16 protein-coding genes are annotated in these 18,170 nt (G+C 71.0%); 7 read left to right on the top strand and 9 right to left on the bottom strand.

The window, feature by feature from the left end; genetic code table 11:
* Window positions 1-21: 21 nt before the first annotated feature.
* A complete protein-coding gene (locus OHU34_RS23535) occupies window positions 22-1,038 on the bottom strand; it encodes a WD40 repeat domain-containing protein (protein WP_142264890.1) in 1,017 nt (338 codons plus the stop codon).
* Between the two features lie 101 nt (window positions 1,039-1,139).
* Here OHU34_RS23535 and OHU34_RS23530 point away from each other — a divergent pair, with 101 nt between their 5' ends.
* The 3 genes from OHU34_RS23530 (at window position 1,140) to OHU34_RS23520 (ending at window position 3,577) form a co-directional block, all read left to right on the top strand.
* Window positions 1,140-1,814: a GDSL-type esterase/lipase family protein gene (locus OHU34_RS23530; protein WP_142264891.1), complete on the top strand. Its 675-nt coding sequence runs from the start codon at window positions 1,140-1,142 to the stop codon at window positions 1,812-1,814.
* 113 nt (window positions 1,815-1,927) lie between these two features.
* A complete protein-coding gene (locus tag OHU34_RS23525; protein WP_142264892.1) occupies window positions 1,928-2,524 on the top strand; it encodes a Uma2 family endonuclease in 597 nt (198 codons plus the stop codon).
* Window positions 2,525-2,584: 60 nt separating this feature from the next.
* Window positions 2,585-3,577 carry an aldo/keto reductase gene (locus OHU34_RS23520; protein WP_142264893.1) on the top strand — a complete coding sequence of 331 codons (993 nt, stop codon included), beginning with the start codon at window positions 2,585-2,587 and terminating at the stop codon, window positions 3,575-3,577.
* A 222-nt stretch (window positions 3,578-3,799) separates the two neighbouring features.
* Here OHU34_RS23520 and thpR read toward each other — a convergent pair whose 3' ends face one another.
* Window positions 3,800-4,372 (bottom strand): RNA 2',3'-cyclic phosphodiesterase, encoded by a 573-nt coding sequence (gene thpR, locus OHU34_RS23515; protein WP_230195390.1) that lies wholly within the window; start codon window positions 4,370-4,372, stop codon window positions 3,800-3,802.
* Window positions 4,373-4,423: 51 nt separating this feature from the next.
* Between thpR and OHU34_RS23510 the strand changes: the two genes are divergently transcribed.
* Window positions 4,424-4,969: a GNAT family N-acetyltransferase gene (locus tag OHU34_RS23510; protein ID WP_142264895.1), complete on the top strand. Its 546-nt coding sequence runs from the start codon at window positions 4,424-4,426 to the stop codon at window positions 4,967-4,969.
* A gap of 12 nt (window positions 4,970-4,981) precedes the next feature.
* Here the strand turns inward: OHU34_RS23510 and OHU34_RS23505 are convergent, their stop codons facing one another.
* Together OHU34_RS23505 and OHU34_RS23500 are read right to left on the bottom strand one after the other, a co-directional pair.
* Window positions 4,982-6,346, bottom strand: a complete 1,365-nt coding sequence (locus OHU34_RS23505; RefSeq protein ID WP_372481733.1) for an MFS transporter — start codon at window positions 6,344-6,346, stop codon at window positions 4,982-4,984.
* A 31-nt stretch (window positions 6,347-6,377) separates the two neighbouring features.
* Entirely contained in the window at window positions 6,378-6,815 is a 438-nt protein-coding gene (locus OHU34_RS23500) for a MarR family winged helix-turn-helix transcriptional regulator (protein ID WP_020130246.1), read from the bottom strand.
* A gap of 152 nt (window positions 6,816-6,967) precedes the next feature.
* On the opposite strand from OHU34_RS23500, the gene OHU34_RS23495 reads away from it, so the two are divergent.
* Window positions 6,968-7,150, top strand: a complete 183-nt coding sequence (locus tag OHU34_RS23495; RefSeq protein ID WP_020130247.1) for a CopG family antitoxin — start codon at window positions 6,968-6,970, stop codon at window positions 7,148-7,150.
* 47 nt (window positions 7,151-7,197) lie between these two features.
* Here the strand turns inward: OHU34_RS23495 and OHU34_RS23490 are convergent, their stop codons facing one another.
* Entirely contained in the window at window positions 7,198-8,649 is a 1,452-nt protein-coding gene (locus OHU34_RS23490; RefSeq protein WP_405768157.1) for an NCS2 family permease, read from the bottom strand.
* Window positions 8,650-8,766: 117 nt separating this feature from the next.
* Between OHU34_RS23490 and OHU34_RS23485 the strand changes: the two genes are divergently transcribed.
* A complete protein-coding gene (locus OHU34_RS23485) occupies window positions 8,767-9,048 on the top strand; it encodes a DUF2530 domain-containing protein (protein ID WP_142264898.1) in 282 nt (93 codons plus the stop codon).
* Window positions 9,049-9,179: 131 nt separating this feature from the next.
* Complete coding sequence (locus OHU34_RS23480; protein ID WP_142264899.1) at window positions 9,180-11,546, top strand: HAD-IC family P-type ATPase; 2,367 nt, start codon at window positions 9,180-9,182, stop codon at window positions 11,544-11,546.
* Window positions 11,547-11,562: 16 nt separating this feature from the next.
* Here OHU34_RS23480 and OHU34_RS23475 read toward each other — a convergent pair whose 3' ends face one another.
* The 4 genes from OHU34_RS23475 to OHU34_RS23460 form a co-directional block, all read right to left on the bottom strand.
* Window positions 11,563-12,375, bottom strand: a complete 813-nt coding sequence (locus tag OHU34_RS23475) for a hypothetical protein (protein ID WP_142264900.1) — start codon at window positions 12,373-12,375, stop codon at window positions 11,563-11,565.
* A gap of 185 nt (window positions 12,376-12,560) precedes the next feature.
* Window positions 12,561-13,490 carry a hypothetical protein gene (locus tag OHU34_RS23470; RefSeq protein ID WP_405768154.1) on the bottom strand — a complete coding sequence of 310 codons (930 nt, stop codon included), beginning with the start codon at window positions 13,488-13,490 and terminating at the stop codon, window positions 12,561-12,563.
* Between the two features lie 162 nt (window positions 13,491-13,652).
* A complete protein-coding gene (locus OHU34_RS23465; RefSeq protein WP_142264902.1) occupies window positions 13,653-14,420 on the bottom strand; it encodes a calcium-binding protein in 768 nt (255 codons plus the stop codon).
* Between the two features lie 148 nt (window positions 14,421-14,568).
* Entirely contained in the window at window positions 14,569-17,772 is a 3,204-nt protein-coding gene (locus OHU34_RS23460) for a sacsin N-terminal ATP-binding-like domain-containing protein (RefSeq protein WP_142264903.1), read from the bottom strand.
* Between the last annotated feature and the right edge of the window lie 398 nt (window positions 17,773-18,170).

Below are 18,170 nucleotides of genomic sequence, written 5' to 3'. Positions count from 1 at the left end.
AGCAGCGGCGCCCGAAAGCGCTCAGTTGCGGCGCAGCAGCCGGCGGAGGCCGAAGAAGGCGACGCAGACCGCGGCGACCGCCAGTGCGCCGAACTTCACGCTGCCGGTGGCCGAGGAGCCGTCGCCTTCGCCCGAGGCGCTGGAACTTCCGCTCCCGGACGGAGACTTGGCACCCGATGCGGCGCCCTCGGGCGCGTCCTCCGCCACCACGGAGCTCCCGGAACCCTCGCTCCCGTACAGGAGCTCGGTGCCGTCGGCGGAGTAGCTGACGGACTCCCCCTGCCGCTGGAGCGGCACGTCGAGCCGCCCCTCGCGCTTGATCTTCCCGCCGTTCCAGGCGTACGAGATGCCACCGAAGTAGCCGCGGACGGCGAGTCGGGTACCGTCCGGGGAGAAGGCGGCGTCGGTGGCCCACAGGTCGACGGCGGCGACGGGCTTGAAGATGTTCGCCCCGGAGGCGGAGAGGTTCGCCGGCCCCTCGTAGAGGTGCCCGCCGTCCTCCTTCTTGTCGATGATGTAGACGCGTCCGGTCCTGGGGTGCACGAGGAGCGACTCGGCGTCGCGGGCTCCGTCGGAGTACTTCACGACGTACTGGGTGGCCTTGACGGTCTGGTCGACGAGTTTCTTCGGCTCGGGCAGCCGGTAGATCCACACGTACTGCCAGGTGCCGCCGAGGTTGTCGCCGATGTCGCCGACCCAGATCTCGTTGCCCGGCCCGATCGAGATCGCCTCGACGTCGCGGGGCGTGCCGACGCCGGTCAGGGTGAGCCGGGCGACGGTCTTCCCGGTCGCGCTGTCGACGGCGTAGAGGTAGGGGCCGTCGTCGCTGTCGTTGTGCGTCCAGTAGACGCCCGGGTGCCGGCGGGAGGCCGCGAGACCGCTGGACTCGGTGATGCGCGGATCCTCGATGGTGAATCCCTTGTCGCCGTCGGCCGCGTACGCGGCGGGCGCGGTGGACGCGGCGAGCACGGTGAAGGCACCCGAGAGGAGGACTCCGGCGAGAAGGGCTCCGGCCCGGACGGCGAAAGATCGGCGCATGCCCACAAGCCTGCCATCCCGCCCTCCCGTTCACGGATTCGTGGCCGGTCTCACACGCCCCCGGAGGCGGTGATCCTTTGCCGATCCCTCATCATGAGCGGATGCTCAGGTTCATGCCCGTAGGCGACTCGATGACGATCGGCAGCTCGGGCGAGCACACCTGGCGTTACCGCATGTGGCGGCACCTGTGCGCCACGTACGGCGGCCCGTTCACCCTGACCGGCCCCCGCGAGACGCTCTACGACAAGGCGATGGACTCCGCCGCCTCGTACGCCTACGCCGACCCCGACTTCCCGCGCGGTCACCTGGCCGGCTGGGGCGAGGGCTGGCTGCACATGGCCCCGCTGATCGGCGAGGCGGTGCGGACGTCGCGCGCCGACATCCTGCTGGTCTCGCTCGGCCTGATCGACCTGGGCTTCTACACGAACGCCGAGCAGACCGCGGAGAACGCCCGCGCCTTCGCCGCCGAGGCCCGCGCGGCGAACCCGCGGATCGCCATGGTGTGGCTGCCGGTCATCCCCAACGTCCGCGCCGCGGACGACGCGCCCTTCGCCGCACAGGTCGCCCGCTTCAACGAGCTCCTGGCGAAGACGGCCGCCGACCTCAACGAGCCGGGCTCCCCCATCCTCCTGGCCTCGGTCCCGGAGTCCTGGGACATCGACACCGACACCTACGACGGCACCCACCCGAACGCGAACGGCGAGCACCGCCTGGCCTCGGCCTTCGCGGCGGCGATGCACCAGGGGTGGGGACTGGGCGGGGAGTACGCGGGCTGAGGTTCTCGCCCGCGTTCTGGCATATGCGCTCCGCGCCGTAGCCCGGTCACCGTGCGTATCGTTGTACTGCGCGGTGGCACCCACGCATGGGGGCAGCCGGGGAGGAGCGCCAGATGACCATCCTGGAAGACAGGATCGAGATCGACATGGCCGACGAGAACACCAAGCGCTTGGACGAATGGTTCGAGGCGCTTGAGCGACTGCCCGTCCCCGAGGGATACAAGGTCGAGATCGTCGGGGGCAACGTCCACATGACTCCGCAGCGGGACATCCACTGGGAAACCATTCGCGAACTCCTCTGGGCTCTCGAGGACCGCTTCGGGCGGCGGCACGCGCGGGTCTTCTCCGATGTCCGGGTCGACTTCCCCGGTCATCAGAACGGCTTCTGCCCCGATGTGGCCAAGTTCCGCGACGGCGCGACAAAGAACGAAGAAGGCCGCTGGCAATACGACGACATCGAGTTCATCGGAGAGGTCATCTCAAGGGGGACGGCTCCCAACGACTACGGCCCCAAGAAGACTGCCTACGCGGTCGCCGAGGTCCCCGTCTATCTCATTGCCGACCCCTACAAGGGCAGGTGCACCGTCTTCACCGAGCCCAAGGACGGCGACTACCGGTGTGAGCTGCGCGTCGACTACGGGACCGACGTCGACCTGACCACCACCCCCCTCGACCTCACCCTCAACACCGACGAGTTCCCCCGCGACTGACCCGTTCCCCGGCCGGTCCCCCTTGCATGGAGCGCACTCGAAGTCGTTGGCTTGTGCTCCATGAAGTACACGCAGCTCGGACGTACCGGACTCAAGGTCAGCCGCCTCGTCCTCGGCACCATGAACTTCGGCCCGCAGACCGACGAGACCGACAGCCACGCGATCATGGACGCGGCGCTCGGTGCGGGCATCAACTTCTTCGACACCGCGAACGTGTACGGCTGGGGTGAGAACAAGGGCCGTACCGAGGAGATCATCGGCAGCTGGTTCGCCAAGGGCGGCGGGCGCCGTGACCAGGTCGTCCTCGCCACCAAGGTGTACGGCAACATGGCCGCCGACGGCGACGCCTGGCCGAACCACGACAAGCTCTCCGCGCTGAACATCCGGCGGGCCGTCGACGCCAGCCTGAAGCGGCTCGGCACCGACCACATCGACCTCTACCAGTTCCACCACGTCGACCGCAGCACTCCCTTCGAGGAGATCTGGCAGGCCATCGACGTCCTGGTGCAGCAGGGCAAGATCCTCTACGCCGGCTCGTCCAACTTCCCCGGCTACAAGATCGCCCAGGCCAACGAGATCGCCGCCCGGCGCGGCGGCACCATCGGGCTCGTCAGCGAGCAGTGCCTGTACAACCTGGCCGAGCGGCGCGCCGAGATGGAGGTCATCCCGGCCGCGCAGGAGTACGGCCTCGGGGTCATCCCCTGGTCGCCGCTGCACGGCGGGCTGCTCGGCGGGGTCATCAAGAAGCAGGCCGAGGGCGGGCGCCGCGCCTCCGGGCGGGCCGCCGACACCCTTGCCGACCCCACCGCACGTGCCCAGATCCAGGCCTACGAGGACCTGCTGGACAAGCACGGCGTGGAGCCCGGCGAGGCCGGCCTGGCCTGGCTGCTCACCCGGCCCGGCGTGACCGGCCCGATCGTCGGTCCGCGCACCGCCGAGCAGCTCGACTCCGCCCTGCGCGCGGTCGAGCTGGAGCTGAGCGAGGAGCTGCTGTCCGGCCTGGACGAGATCTTCCCCGGGCCGGGGCCTTCCCCGGAGGCCTTCGCCTGGTAGCGGGGGCGCCCCGAAGGGCGGGGGAACTGCGCGACCGGCCGTGCCCGGCAGGCACGCGGCGAACGGCGCGCGGTTCCCCGGCGCTCGGCCCGGCGCTCGGCCCGGCGCTCGGCCTGGCCAGGCCTATCTGCCGACCGCCGCCGCCACGGCAACCACGACGAACAACAACACGAGCGCACCGGCCATGATCCGGTTCCGGGTCTTCGGGTCCACGGGTGGAGCCTAACCGGCCCCGCCGAGCGCCCAGCGCCCGACCGGCTCGTAACGGGGCTGCTCCCCGGGAACACCGGACCTCGGCAGGCTGCTGCGGACCAGCACCAGCTCCTCCACCGTCCAGGTGCGGCCCTCGAAGGCGTCCAGTGCCTCGACGTACGCCTGCACGTCCACCGCCTCGCGGCTGCGGGCCAGTGTGAGGTGCGCCTTGTAGCGGCGGTGCTCCCCCATCTCCACGCCCGCCTTGCGGGCCGCCGCCTCCGCCCGGTCGGCCAGCAGGCGCAGCGCCGGTACGTCCCCTGCGGCCCCGGCCCACAGCGCCCGCCCGTGCCCGAACTGTCCCCCGCCCCGCACGGCCAGCGCGAAGGGCGTGCCGCGGTGCGCGGCCCGCCCCAGCCGTGCCGACAGCTCCGGTACGAGGTCGTCGTCGACCTCGCCGTAGAAGGCGAGGGTGAAGTGCCAGCCGGGGCGGCCCGTCCAGCGCAGCCCGTCCGCGCCGGGCAGCGTGTGCAACCGGGCGACCTCGGCGGCGAGTTCGTCGGCGATGTCGTCCGGGGGCAGCACGGCGGCGAAGAGTCTCATGCCCCCGATCTTCCCGGTCGGCGGGGCCGTCCGCCCGGCATGATGGGCGTCATGCGGATCACCATCAGAGAAGGCGGACCCGACGACGTCCCCGTGATACTCGGCATGCTCGACAGCAGCGTGGAGTGGCTGGTCGCGCAGGGGCGCCCCGGCCAGTGGGGGACGAATCCCCTGTCCCGGAGCCCGAAGACGGTGGAGTCGGTCGCCCGGTACATCGACGAGGGCTGGGCGTACGTCGCCGAGGCGGACGGCGTACCGGCCGCCACCCTCACCCTCACCGACTCGCCCGGCGCGTATCTGGCCCATCTCCCGCCGCCCGGGGAGCCCGAGCGGTACATCCACTGGCTCGCCTCCGACCGCCGTTTCAAGGGCCACGGGGTGGGCAGCGCCCTGCTCGCGCACGCCGCCGAGGAGACCCGGCGGGCGGGCGTCGGCCTGCTGCGGGTGGACTGTTACGCGGGCGACGACCGCAAGCTCGTCGCGTACTACGAGGCCAACGGCTTCACCGCGACCGAGGCCTACACCGTCGGCGAACACGCGTGGCCGGGCCAGGTGCTGGCCCGGAGGGTGCGGCCCCCTGCCGCATCCTCCGGGTGACGCCGTACGACGTCAGGCCACGGCGGCGAGTTCCCGGGCCTCCCGGGGCACGAACCGCACGCTCGGGTGGCCGTGGTTCCAGCCCACCGCCAGGCGCAGGTTGCCCATCCGCGCCAGGACCAGGCCGATGGTGACGGCCGCGGCGGCCGAGACGGCGCCGCCCGCCGCCAGGCCCGCCCGGACGCCGTACGCGTCGGTGATCCAGCCGGCGATCGGCGCGCCGATCGGGGCGCCGCCCATGAACACCATCATGTAGAGGGCCATCACCCGGCCGCGCATGGCCGGGTCGGTGCTCATCTGGACGCTGCTGTTGGCGGTGACGTTGACCGTCATGCCGAACATGCCGATCGGGGCCATGAGCAGGGCGAACAGCCACAGGGAGGGGGCCATGGAGGCCACGATCTCCATCGTGCCGAAGGCCACCGCCCCGGCGACCAGCACCCGCATCCGGGCGGTGCCGCGCCGGGCCGCGAGCAGGGCGCCCGCCAGGGAGCCCACCGCCATCAGCGTGTTGAAGAGGCTGTAGGAGCCCGCGCCCGCGTGGAAGACGTCGTCGGCGAAGGCCGAGAGGTAGACGGGGAAGTTGAAGCCGAAGGTGCTGACGAACCCGACCAGGACGATCGTCCAGATCAGTTCGGGGCGCCCGGCGACGTACTGGAGCCCCTCGCGCAGCTGACCCTTGCCGCGCGGGGCACGCTCGACGGCGTGCAGGTCGCGCGAGCGCATCAGCAGCAGGCCGGCGAGGGGGGCGACGAAGGACAGTCCGTTGAAGAGGAACGCCCAGCCGGTCCCGACGCCGGTGATCATCACGCCTGCTACGGCGGGGCCGACCAGCCGGGCGGACTGGAAGTTCGCGGAGTTGAGGCTGACCGCGTTCTGGAGCTGGTCGGGGCCGACCATCTCGGAGACGAAGGTCTGGCGGGCGGGGTTGTCCAGGACCGTCGCGAGGCCCACGGCGAAGGCGGCGACGTAGACGTGCCAGACCTGGACGTGGCCGGAGAGGGTGAGGACGGCGAGCGCGATGCCGGTGAGGGCCATCGCGGACTGGGTGAACAGCAGTGTCCGGCGCTTGGGCAGCCGGTCGACGAGCACGCCGCCGTAGAGGCCGAAGAGCAGCATGGGCAGGAACTGGAGGGCCGTCGTGACGCCGACGGCGGTCGCGGAGCCGGTGAGGCTGAGGACCAGCCAGTCCTGGGCGATGCGCTGCATCCAGGTGCCGATGTTGGACACGACCTGGCCCATGAAGAACAGGCGGTAGTTCCTGACCTTCAGAGAGCTGAACATCGACGACTTGCGGGCGCCCGCGGCGGGCAGCTCGGCAAGGGTCTCGTGGGTGGTCGGCGCGGGGGCGGAGTCTGCTCCGGATCCCGAACTCAAAAGGGTCGCCTCCTCAAGGCCTGACGGCTGTCTACAGGTGTGCGAGTTTCTCCAGCACGGGGGCGGCGGCGCGCAGTTTCGCCCACTCGTCCTCGTCGAGGCCGTCGACCAGAGTGGCCAGGAAGGCGTTCCGCTTGGCGCGGCTCTCCGCGAGCATGGCCTCGGCCTGCTCGGTCTTGGTGACGACCTTCTGGCGGCGGTCCTCGGGGTGCGGCTCCAGCCGGACCAGACCCTTGGCCTCCAGCAGCGCCACGATGCGGGTCATCGAGGGCGGCTGCACGTGCTCCTTGCGGGCGAGCTCGCCCGGGGTGGCACTGCCGCAGAGGGAGAGGGTGCCGAGCACCGACATCTCGGTGGGGCTCAGCGACTCGTCGACCCGCTGGTGCTTGAGGCGACGGGACAGCCGCATCACGGCTGAACGCAGGGAGTTCACGGCGGCAGCGTTGTCGCCATGGGTGAGGTCAGGCATCTCTTTAGGATAACTCATTACCCTGGCTAAACAAGCTGGGGGGTGCCGGGATTCCCCGTGACCCCGGCCACGGAAACCTCGCCATCACTCGAACGAGTGAGTAGGCAGCGGAAAGAGACCGGACTGCGGTACGTGCCCGCGACCCTCGTCTCATGGGGACCAGTGTGCTCAGCCTGCGGATAGACGAGGAGCTGCTCGAACGGCTCCGGCAGCATGCCGCGAAAAGGGGAATGAGCGTCCAGGACTATGTCGTCCAGACGCTCATTCGCGATGACTTCGACGAGCGGTTCCAGACCGCCGTCGAGGAGACGGAGAAGTTCTACGGGCTCACCTGAGCCACCGCCGCGGGCGGGCGGGGATCAGGTGAGGCCGAGGGCCGGCATCAGGTGAGGCCGAGGGCCGGCATCAGGTAGTAGAAGGCGAAGACGGCGGAGACCACGTACATGGGCACCGGGACCTCCCGGCCACGCCCGGCCGCCAGGCGCAGCAGCACGAAGGTGATGAAGCCCATGCCGATGCCGTTGGTGATCGAGTAGGTGAACGGCATCATCACCATGGTGATGAAGGCCGGGATGGCGATGGTGAGGTCGGCCCAGTCGATCTCCTTGACCGAACCGGCCAGGATCAGGAAGCCCACCGCGAGCAGCGCCGGGGTGGCGGCCTGGGACGGGACCATGGTGGCGACCGGCGTGAGGAACAGCGCGACGGTGAAGAGGCCGCCGGTGACGACGTTCGCGAGGCCGGTGCGGGCGCCCTCGCCGACGCCGGCCGTGGACTCCACGAAGGCGGTGGTGGCGGAGGAGGAGCTGGCACCGCCCGCGGCGACCGCCAGGCCGTCGACGAAGAGGACCTTGTTGATGCCGGGCATCTCGCCCTTGGCGTTGGTCAGCTTGGCCTCGTCGCTGACGCCCATGATCGTGCCCATCGCGTCGAAGAAGCACGACAGCAGGACCGTGAAGACGAAGAGGACGCCGGTCAGGACGCCGACCTTGCCGAAGCCACCGAACAGGCTGAACTCGCCGATGAGCCCGAAGTCGGGGGTGGCGACGGGGTTGCCGGGCCACTCGGGGGTGGTGAGACCCCAGGACGGGATCGTCGCGACCGCGTTGATGATCAGCGCGAGGACGGTCATCGCGACGATCGAGATGAGGATCGCGCCGGGCACCTTGCGGGTGATCAGGGCCAGCGTGAGCAGGGCGCCCAGGATGAAGACGAGGACCGGCCAGCCGTTCAGGTGACCGTCGGCGCCGAGCTGGAGCGGGACGGTGGTGTGGGCGGCGTCCGGGATGCGGCTGACGAAGCCGGAGTCGACGAGCCCGATCAGCATGATGAACAGGCCGATACCGATGCTGATCGCCTTGCGCAGGCCGAAGGGCACCGCGTTCATGACGCGCTCACGCAGACCGGTGGCGACCAGGAGCATGACCACGAAGCCCGCGAGCACGACCATGCCCATGGCGTCCGCCCAGGACATCCGGGGGGCGAGCTGGAGGGCGACCACCGAGTTCACGCCGAGGCCGGCGGCCAGGGCGATGGGTACGTTGCCGATGACGCCCATGAGGAGCGTGGTGAAGGCGGCCGTGACACAGGTGGCGGTGACCAGCTGACCGTTGTCGAGCTGGTGCCCGTACATGTCCTTCGCGCTGCCGAGGATGATCGGGTTCAGCACGATGATGTACGCCATCGCGAAGAAGGTGGCGAAACCACCCCGGATCTCACGGGGCAGCGTGCTGCCCCGTTCGGTGATCCTGAAGTAACGGTCGAGGGCGCCGAAGAGGGGCGTGGCTCCCGGCTGTTCAGGGGCGGGGATCTTGGCGGGGGCCGACGTGGGCATCTTTTGGCGTTTCCTACGAAGAGAAGTGGTCAGTACCAAACCGTTTCAGTATGAACATATAGCGTTCGGATCGGCCATCTCCGCGCGTAGACCCGACCGCCTCGTAAGCTGAGCACCATGAAGAAGTGGATCCCTGAACACGAGGCGCCGGAGCCCCTGGAGGGCCCCGTGGTCGCCACCGTCACCGGCGGCACGATCCTCTGGTTCGTCCTCTTCCTCGTCCAGCTCCCCTTCTACGGCTGGTACGACGACCACGGCCACCTGTGGTGGATCTGGACGTGCCTCGCGGGCGCCGGACTCGGCCTCATCGGCATCTGGTACGTCCGCGGACGGGACGCTGCGATCAAGCGGGACGCGGCGAGCGGGCCGACCGGGCCCGCGGGCCCGGTCACCGACTAGGGGCTGTCCCCCAGGCCGGTCCCGGGCCGCTACTACCGAGGTACTGGACGCCACCGCGCCCGTCCTCCCGAAGTCGGATCTTCGGCATCCTCGGGGGGTGAACCCCCAGATCCGCACGTACCGTCGATCCCATGGCCCACACCGACGCCCCCGCCTCCGTGCCCACGGCGACCGGCCTCACCGCCGCCGAGGTCGCGGAGCGCGTCGCGCGTGGCCAGGTGAACGACGTACCCGTCCGCAGCAGCCGCTCCGTCGGCGAGATCGTCCGGGCGAACGTCTTCACCCGGTTCAACGCGATCATCGGCGTCCTCTGGGTGGTCATGCTGTTCGTCGCCCCCATCCAGGACGGCCTGTTCGGCTTCGTGATCCTCGCCAACACCGGCATCGGCATCATCCAGGAATGGCGGGCGAAGCAGACCCTGGACTCCCTCGCGGTCGTCGGCGAGGCCCGGCCCACCGTCCGCCGCGACGGCACGGCCGTCGAGGTCTCCACCGCCGCACTCGTCCTGGACGACCTCATCGAGATCGGCCCCGGGGACAAGGTCGCCGTGGACGGGGTGTGCGTCGAGGCGGACGGGCTGGAGATCGACGAGTCACTGCTCACCGGCGAGGCCGACCCCGTCGTCAAGCGGCCGGGCGACCAGGTCATGTCGGGCAGCTTCGTGGTGGCCGGCGGCGGCGCCTTCCAGGCCACGAAGGTCGGCCGGGAGGCCTACGCCGCCCAGCTCGCCGAGGAGGCCTCCCGCTTCACGCTCGTCCACTCCGAACTGCGCTCCGGCATCTCCACGATCCTCAAGTACGTGACCTGGATGATGGTCCCGGCCGCAATCGGCCTGGTCGTCACGCAGCTCTTCGTCAAGAACAACGACCTCAAGGAGTCCATCGCCCGCACCGTCGGAGGCATCGTCCCGATGGTCCCCGAGGGGCTCGTCCTGCTCACCTCGGTCGCCTTCGCGATCGGCGTCATCCGACTCGGCCGAAAACAGTGCCTGGTGCAGGAGCTGCCGGCCATCGAGGGTCTCGCCCGCGTCGACACGGTCTGCCTGGACAAGACCGGCACGCTCACCGAGGGCGGCATGGACGTCACCGGGCTCAGCACGCTCGACGGCTACGACGAGTCGTACGTCCGCCGGGTGCTCGGGGCCCTCGGCGAGTCCGACCCGAGGCCCAACGCCTCCCTGCAGGCGATCATCGACGCCTATCCGGACGTCGAGGACTGGCGCTGCACCGAGTCGCTGCCCTTCTCCTCCGCCCGCAAGTACAGCGGCGCCAGCCTCAGCGAGGGCAACGGGGAGAACGGCACCTGGCTGCTGGGGGCGCCGGACGTGCTGCTGGACGACGGCGATCCCGCCCTCGCCGAGACCGAGCGGCTCAACGAGCAGGGCCTGCGGGTGCTCCTGCTGGCCCGCGCCGCCCGCGACCTCGACGACCCCGAACCCGCACGCGGCGCCAGGCCCGCCGCACTCGTCGTCCTCGAACAGCGGCTGCGGCCGGACGCCGCCGACACCCTGCGCTACTTCGCGGAGCAGGACGTCCGCGCCAAGGTCATCTCCGGCGACAACGCGGTGTCGGTGGGGGCGGTGGCCGCGAAGCTCGGGCTGGACGGCCGTACGGTCGACGCGCGCCGGCTGCCCGCCGAGCAGGAGGGCATGGGCCGGGCGCTGGACGAGGGCACGGTGTTCGGCCGGGTCACCCCGCAGCAGAAGCGGGACATGGTGGGCGCGCTCCAGTCGCGCGGGCACACGGTCGCGATGACCGGGGACGGCGTCAACGACGTCCTCGCGCTGAAGGACGCCGACATCGGCGTCGCGATGGGCTCGGGATCCGAGGCCACCCGGGCGGTCGCGCAGATCGTGCTGCTGAACAACAGTTTCGCGACCCTGCCGTCGGTGGTGGCGGAGGGCCGGCGGGTCATCGGCAACATCACCCGCGTGGCGACCCTGTTCCTGGTCAAGACGGTCTACTCGGTGCTGCTGGCCCTGCTGGTGGTCTGCTGGCAGGTCGAATACCCCTTCCTGCCCCGGCACCTGACGCTGCTGTCCACCCTCACCATCGGCATCCCGGCCTTCTTCCTCGCCCTCGCCCCCAACAAGGAACGGGCCCGGCCGCACTTCGTACGACGGGTGATGCGGTACTCGATCCCGGGCGGGGTGACGGCCGGGGTCGCGACCTTCGTCACCTACCTGATCGCCCGTCACCACTACACCGGCGCGGGCTCGTTGGAGGCCGAGACCAGCGCCGCGACCCTCACGCTGTTCCTGATCTCGATGTGGGTGCTGGCGATCATCGCCCGGCCCTACACCTGGTGGCGGGTGCTGCTGGTGGCCTCGATGGGCGCGGCGTTCGTGCTGGTGCTGGTGGTCCCGTGGCTTCAGGACTTCTTCGCGCTGAAGCTGATCGGGATGACCATGCCGTGGATCGCGGTGGGGGTCGCGGCGGTGGCGGCGGTCGCCCTGGAGTTCTCCTGGAAATGGGTCGACCGCCGTTTCCCGGCCTAGGTGGCTGCGTGACGCCTTACTTGACGTCGACGAAGTCGCCCGCCGCGCTGACCGCCGGGGTCGTCGTGGTGCCGGCGAAGCTGTAGCGGTAGTAGCCGTCGGCGGCGGCCTTGACCGTGGTCTTCAGGGCGCCGGTCGAGCTGGTCTTCACGGTCTTGACCGTGGTGTAGGTGGTGCTGCCCTTCTTCTTGAACTGGAGCTTCACCGGCTGGGCCGCGTAGCCGCCGAGCTTGTTGGTGTCCCAGTTGGCGCGGGTCAGCTTGCCCGTGACGGTGAGGGTCTTGCCCTTCTTCACCGGCTCCGGAGTCGCGTCGGCCGTCAGCTGGGCCTGGCGCTGCACGTTGACGGCGCCCAGGTTGCTCTGCCACTTGAGGTCGGCTTCGCCGGTGGCGTCGTGCGGGACGGCGAGCGCGCCGACCTTCCACGTGCCGGCCTGGCTGTTGGCCAGGTCGTCGTACGCGCTGGAGACGGTGGGCCGGAACTGGATCTTGGCGGTGCAGCTGAGGACCGTCGTGGAGACGGCCTTGCAGGTGCCCGGCTCGTCACCGGCGATGATCTGGGCGTTCTCGTTGAGCGTGGTGCCCCGGTAGAGCATCGGGCCGTTGTCGAAGGAGCTCGCGCTCAGGCTCGCGGGCTTCGTCACGGTGTACGTGGCGGTGACGGTGACCTTGGCCGAGGGGCCGACCACGACGGCCTTGCCCGCGTTGACCTTCATGTTGGAGAAGGTGACGTTCGGCGCCGCCGTCGGGGCGGCCTGGGCGGCCGGGACGGCGAGGGCGGACAGGGCGAGGGCGCCGGAGGAGGCGACCACGAGGGCGCGTATGCGCATTGCGTTCCCCAGATGGGAGAGAGATCTCGGAGTCTGTTGACTCATCGGGTGAGATCCATGACGGACGGGGCCAGTTGTGCGGCGCAAGGTAAGAGTTGCGCCAGAGCGCCGAACGGCCGGCCCCGGAAATCCGGAACCGGCCGTTCTCCGCTACGGCGTCCTGCTTGTCGCTTGACGTACGACGACTACTTGACGTCGATGAAGTCGCCCGCGGCCTTGACCGCCGGGGCGGACGTGGTGCCGACGAAGCTCCAGCGGTAGTAGCCGTCCACGCTCGCCTTGACGGTGGTCTTCAGACCGCCGGTCGAGGTGGTCTTGACCGACTTCACCGTGGAGTAGGTGGTGGAGTTCTTCTTGCGGAACTGGAGCTGGGCGTAGACGCCGGAGTAGCCGGTGTACTTGGCGGTGTCCCAGTTGGCACGGGTCAGGCTGCCCGTGACGGTGATGGTGCTGCCCTTCTTCACCGGCTCCGGCGCCGCGTTGACCGTCAGCTTGGACAGCCGCTGGAGCTTGGTGGTGGCCAGGGCGTCGCCCTCGGCGTAACCGACCTTGGTCCAGTCGATGTCGTCGTCGGTGTACGGGTCGACGTCGTTCCAGTCGATGACGTAGCCGAGCGCCTTCCAGGTGGTGGCGTCGGCGTTGTAGAGCTCCTCACCCGGGAGGATGTCGATCGTGCCCTTGCAGGAGGCGACCGTGGCCGAGGTGTTGGTGCAGGTGGGCCAGTCGTCGCCGACGAGGATGTTGGTCGGGTCGTTGAACGCGCCGCGGTAGATGATCAGGTCCAGCTCGGTGTCGTCCGCGGTGACGTCGACGCCCGCGCCGTGCGTGACCGTGAAGGTGACCGGGGCCGTGACCTTGCCACTGATGCCGGCGACGATCGGCTTGCCGCCGTTGATCCTGACGTTGCCGAACTTGGCGTCCAGCGCGTACGGGGTGCCGGTGTCGGCGGGGGTCGAACCGGTGAAGGCGCTCTTGCCGGAGGTGGCCGCGTGGAGGGCCTTCAGGGTGTCGACGGGGTTGTGCGAGTCGCTGCCGGTGGCCTGCGCGGCCGGCACGGCGAAGGCGGACAGGGCCAGGGCGCCGGTGACGGCGGCCACGGTGGCTCGTATGCGCATGAATGTCCCAAGGGGATCAAGGGGCTCTCCGGGCGGGTGTCACCAGCGAGCCCAAGTGGTCGACGAGCCTGTCGGCTCGCATGATCAGATTCCTGAAACCGGAAAATGGTTGTACGGAAAACTGCCGCCCGGACGGGCAGCCGTTCTCGAGTGCGCCCGTGCCTACTTGACGTCGACGAAGTCGCTCGCGGCCGTGACCGCCGCCGTGTTCGTGGTGCCCACGAAGGTGTAGCGGTAGTTGCCGTCCGCCGTCGCCTTGACGGTGGTCTTCAGACCGCCGGTCGAGGTCGTCTTGACGGTCTTCAGGGTGCTCCACTTGGTGGAGCCCTTCTTCTTGTACTGGAGCTGCACCGACTGGGCTCCGTAGCCGCCGAACTTGAGCGTCTCCCAGTTGGCGCGGGTGAGGGAGCCGGTCACGGTGATGGTCTTGCCCTTCTTCACCGGCTCCGGCGTCGCGTTGACCGTCAGCTTGGAGAAGCGCTGGAAGTGGAAGGAACCGGCCTTCTCCTTCCACACGAAGTCGCCGTCGTTGGCGTCGATCCACGCGTCGACGTACCAGGTGCCGGCGTTCTTGTTGCTGAAGTAGTCGGTCCTCGGGTCCACCTTCACGGAGGCGGTGCACGTGGAGGTGGTGGTGCTGACCTTCTTGCACGTCGGCGTGCCGGTCATCTCGAAGCCGTAGTCGGGGCCCGTCAGCGTGAAGTGCTCGGCGCTCTTGATGCCGGAGTTGTCCGTGGCGGTCACGCTGATGGAGATGGTCTTCGCCGCGTTGGTGGAGACGGGCACCTTGTTGTCACCGTCGACGACGACCTTGGTGATCCGGGTGTCACCGCTGCCGCCGTCGCTCGGCGCGGCCTGCGCGACGGGAACGGCCAGGCCCGCGAGGGCCAGAGCGCCGAAGGAGACGGCGGCGGTGGCGCGGATGCGCATAGGTTTTCCCCCCGTTGAGAATCACGATTCACGGGAAGAGACTCGTACCCCAGTGCGACGGTTGCACGTTCGATGGAGAAATTACGGAGAAGATGTGAGCGCCCCCGCGGATGACCGCGAGGGCGCTCGAACGCGGACCGCGACGCCGTCAGTCGAACCAGCGGTCGCGGGCCAGCTCCGCGGTCCGTGACGGGTCCTCCAGCAGGGCGGCGACCTCGAAACGGCGCGGCCACTGCCGCGCCGCCCAGGCCAGGCCGGCGGCGACGCCCTCCAGGGTCGCGGCGTGCAGAACGCCGTCGTCGGTCAGCCGCCAGTCGATCTCCACGCCGTCCACGACGAGCTCCTCGTGCTCGACGTACGTGCCAGGAGTGCGCGGCCCGAGCAGCGCCCGCACCGACTCCGGTACGTCGTGCTCGACACCCTCGGAGTCGACCTGCCCGGTCACGGACTCGCTCAGCCGCCGCACCTGGAACAGCTCGGCCAGCTCGGCGGCGTGGGACGGCCGTACCGGAAGCAGCGGCACACCCTCGGTGAAGGGCAGCAGATCGGGCGAGTCGACGACGACGGCCTCGGCCGCGTCCACGACCTCGACCCGCCCGTCGACGACCGCCCGCAGGTCGTCCGGGAGGGTCACCTGCTCGGGATCCAGCTCGGCCAACGCACCGTAGAGGCCGTGCAGTTGGGAGGCCGCGACGGATCGTTCCGGGTCGGCGAGGCGGTCGAGGAGTTCGGCGGCGCCGCCGGGCTCCTCGAGCAGCGCGGCCACGGAGGTCCGCACGCCGAGGGCGTGCAGCACCTGCTCGTCGTCGAAGCCGGCGGCGTCGGCCTCCTCGTACAGCCCGTGCAGGAGCGGATCCCCGCCGGCCGCGAGCAGACCGGCCGGGCGGCGGCCGTCGAGCACCGGGTTCCCGCGCAGCCACCAGGCGGTGTACGGCCGGACGACCTCGTGGGTGCCGTCGGGCAGCAGGATCCGCACGGGCTGGGTGAGGGCGTCCCGCAGCGGCGGCCGGGCGAGCAGCGCGAGGGCCTGGGGCCAGCGGTCCTCGTCGACGAGGTCGAGGTCGCGGACGGCGACCAGCTCGGTGGCGACGGGAGGCACCGGGCTGTCGGGGAACCGGTCGAGGATGTCCTCGCACCACACGTCGACGGCGTCCAGCAGGCCCGCGTCGTCGGGCTCGGCGAAGTCCCCTTCGCGGGGCTCCAGTTCGTCCGGGTCGAGGACGACGTCGGTGGCGCGGACGAGCGCGAAGTTCGCGAGAACACCACAGGCGGCGAGGGGCTGTTCGCCCCACCGGTCCGCCAGTTCGGCGTCGACGAAGGCGAGTTCGTCCTCCCGGACGACGGAGGCGAACGGGCTTCCCGGCAGCACCAGTTCACCGGCGGGGACGAGTTCGCCCTCCTCGTCGGGCAGCGCGAGGGCGCCGAGCCAGGGTTCGTCGCCGGGGTCCAGACCGGCGTCGCGGACCAGCGCGAGCACGGTGTCGGCGAGTTCCTCGGCGTCCGGGGTGTCCTGCTCGTCCCAGGCGCCGCCGTCGTCGTCCAGGGACGCGGCCACGGCGGCCCGCACCTGCGGCGTGGTCAGGACGGCGCGGGGGGTGGCGGGCAGCGCGCCGAGCTTCTCCAGGAGGGGGTGCGCGGCGTCCCGGTGGGCGACCTTGAGGCCGAGGCGGGCGAGGATCTCCGGGTCGGGACCGGCCCCGTCCGCGGTGGGCAGCAGCACCTGGCGGGGGCCGATGGTGGTCCGCATTCCCCCAGTACCGAAAGCCTGGGAGGTACCCCCGGCCAGCGGTACCGGCAGCCCCGAGAGCCGGTCCGGGTCCACACCGGCCAGGCTGTCGTAGAGCCGGTACCACCACTGCGGGTCCTTCTCCAGGCCGGCCAGCCGGTCCACCGCGTCGGCGAGCGGGATCCGGGCGACGCCCAGCGTACGCAGCTCGACGCGCCGCTCCAGTCCGGCGGGCAACAGGGTGGGCAGCACCTCCGCCAGCACCCGTACGGTGTCGGCGCCGGCGCCCTCGACGACCTCGGCGTCCCGGGGCCGCAGCGCCTCCGGAAGCTCGATCACGCCGACCCCGTCGGCCCCGTCGCCTTCCCCGTCCTCGGGGACTGGCCGGACGGCGGGCGGCAGGAATGCGGTCCGCGGCAGCCGCTCCAGGATCGCCTGGCGGAGCGCCCCGTCGAGCTCCCCCTTGCCCAGCGGCCCGGGCACGAGGTCGATGATCCCCGCGCCCACCGGCCGCCAGCCCGCGAGGAGTTCGGCGTACGCGTCGGCCGCGCGCCGCACCAGGTGGTCGGTGAGCGGGCCGGGGGCGGCGTGCCGGCGGGTGGTGTCGAGCGGGAAGGAGGCGATGAGCAGGGCGGGGACGCCGAGGGGCTCGTCGCTGGGGGTGGGGGCGTGCACGACGGGGGTGGTGCGGGGCCTGGCGGGCGAACCGTCGTCGTCGACCGGTACGGCCCAGGTGACCGACCAGTGGGGACGCAGCCGCTCCTCCACCGGGCGGTCGACGAGGAGGTCGGGCGTGAGGGGGCCTTGCACGGCGGCGACGCGCCAGCGGGTGGTCCCGTCCCGCGTGTCCGCCACGACGGTGAGGGCGTCGTCGTCGGCGTCGGTGTCCCGGCGCAGGACGCGGGGCGCGTCGTCGCCGATCTCGATCACCACCTCTTCCAGGCCCGGGAGGGCGAGCAGGAGGGCGTCGTCGACGGCGGTGAGGAGGCGTTCGGCGAGGTCGGCGGCCGCGGTGTCCCGCAGCGGCAGGATGACGGCCGTGTCGTACGGGTCCGGGGCGGTGCCCTGGGCGGCGAACGGCAGCCGGAGCAGGGGCACATGCCCGTCCCGCCGCCGGACCTCGTCGCCGAGCCCCGGGCTGTGCCGGGCGGTCTCGGAGGCGAGCGCGCGGGCCTCGGCCAGGTCCCAGCGGACACCGCCGTGCCGCCCGACCACGGCGGGCTCGTCGGTGACGGCGAGGACGGCGGCGAAGCCGACACCGAACCGCCCGACGGCCACGGCCGACTGCCGGGCCTCGCGCTTGGCGGAGGCGCGGAGGGTGGCGAGGGACTCCACACCGGTGGCGTCCAGGGGCGCGCCGGTGTTGGCGGCGACGAGGACGCCGTCACGGAGGGTGAGCCGCAGCCGCCCGGGCACGTCGGCCCTGGCCGCGGCGTCGGCGGCGTTCTGAGCGAGCTCGACGACGAGCCGGTCCCGGTACCCGCCGAGGACCAGGTCCTCCTCGGCGTTGGCGTCCTCCCGGAAACGGGCGGGGCTCGTCGCCCAGGCGTCCAGGACTCCGCGACGCAGGCGGGCCGTGCCGAAGGGGTCCGCGCCCTCGGGTGCCGGCCGCACGAACTTGCTCACGTTCACTCTCCTCATCGGCGTGGGCTCGAAGGTACCGCGAGCCGAAGCACCGCCAGACCGTCCCACGAACCCGTCCCGGGAGCCCGGCCACCCCTCACATCACAATCACACAACAACTGAGCCCCCACAGGCCACAAGACCCTCACCTGGGCTCCCCCAGCCCCTCGCAGAACACCGGGTGCAACGGTCAGGGCGGGACGTCGGGGTGCTCTGGAGGGGCCGCTGGCGGCCCTGAGGCCGGCCTGTGGCCCGGGGGCCGGGGCGGGGCTGGGCTGTGGGCCCTGGGGCTGGGCTGTGGCCCTGGGGCCGGGCCGCCCCGGCGCTGGGCTCAGCCCTGGCAGCCGCCCGCTCGGGCCCGCAAGGCCGGATCGGCCCGGAGAGGGATCCGCTCCCCGCGG

This window comes from Streptomyces sp. NBC_00080, from assembly GCF_045041255.1.
In the GTDB taxonomy this organism is placed as follows: Bacteria; Actinomycetota; Actinomycetes; order Streptomycetales; family Streptomycetaceae; genus Streptomyces; species Streptomyces coriariae.
This window is presented reverse-complemented; position numbering and strand designations above follow the sequence as displayed.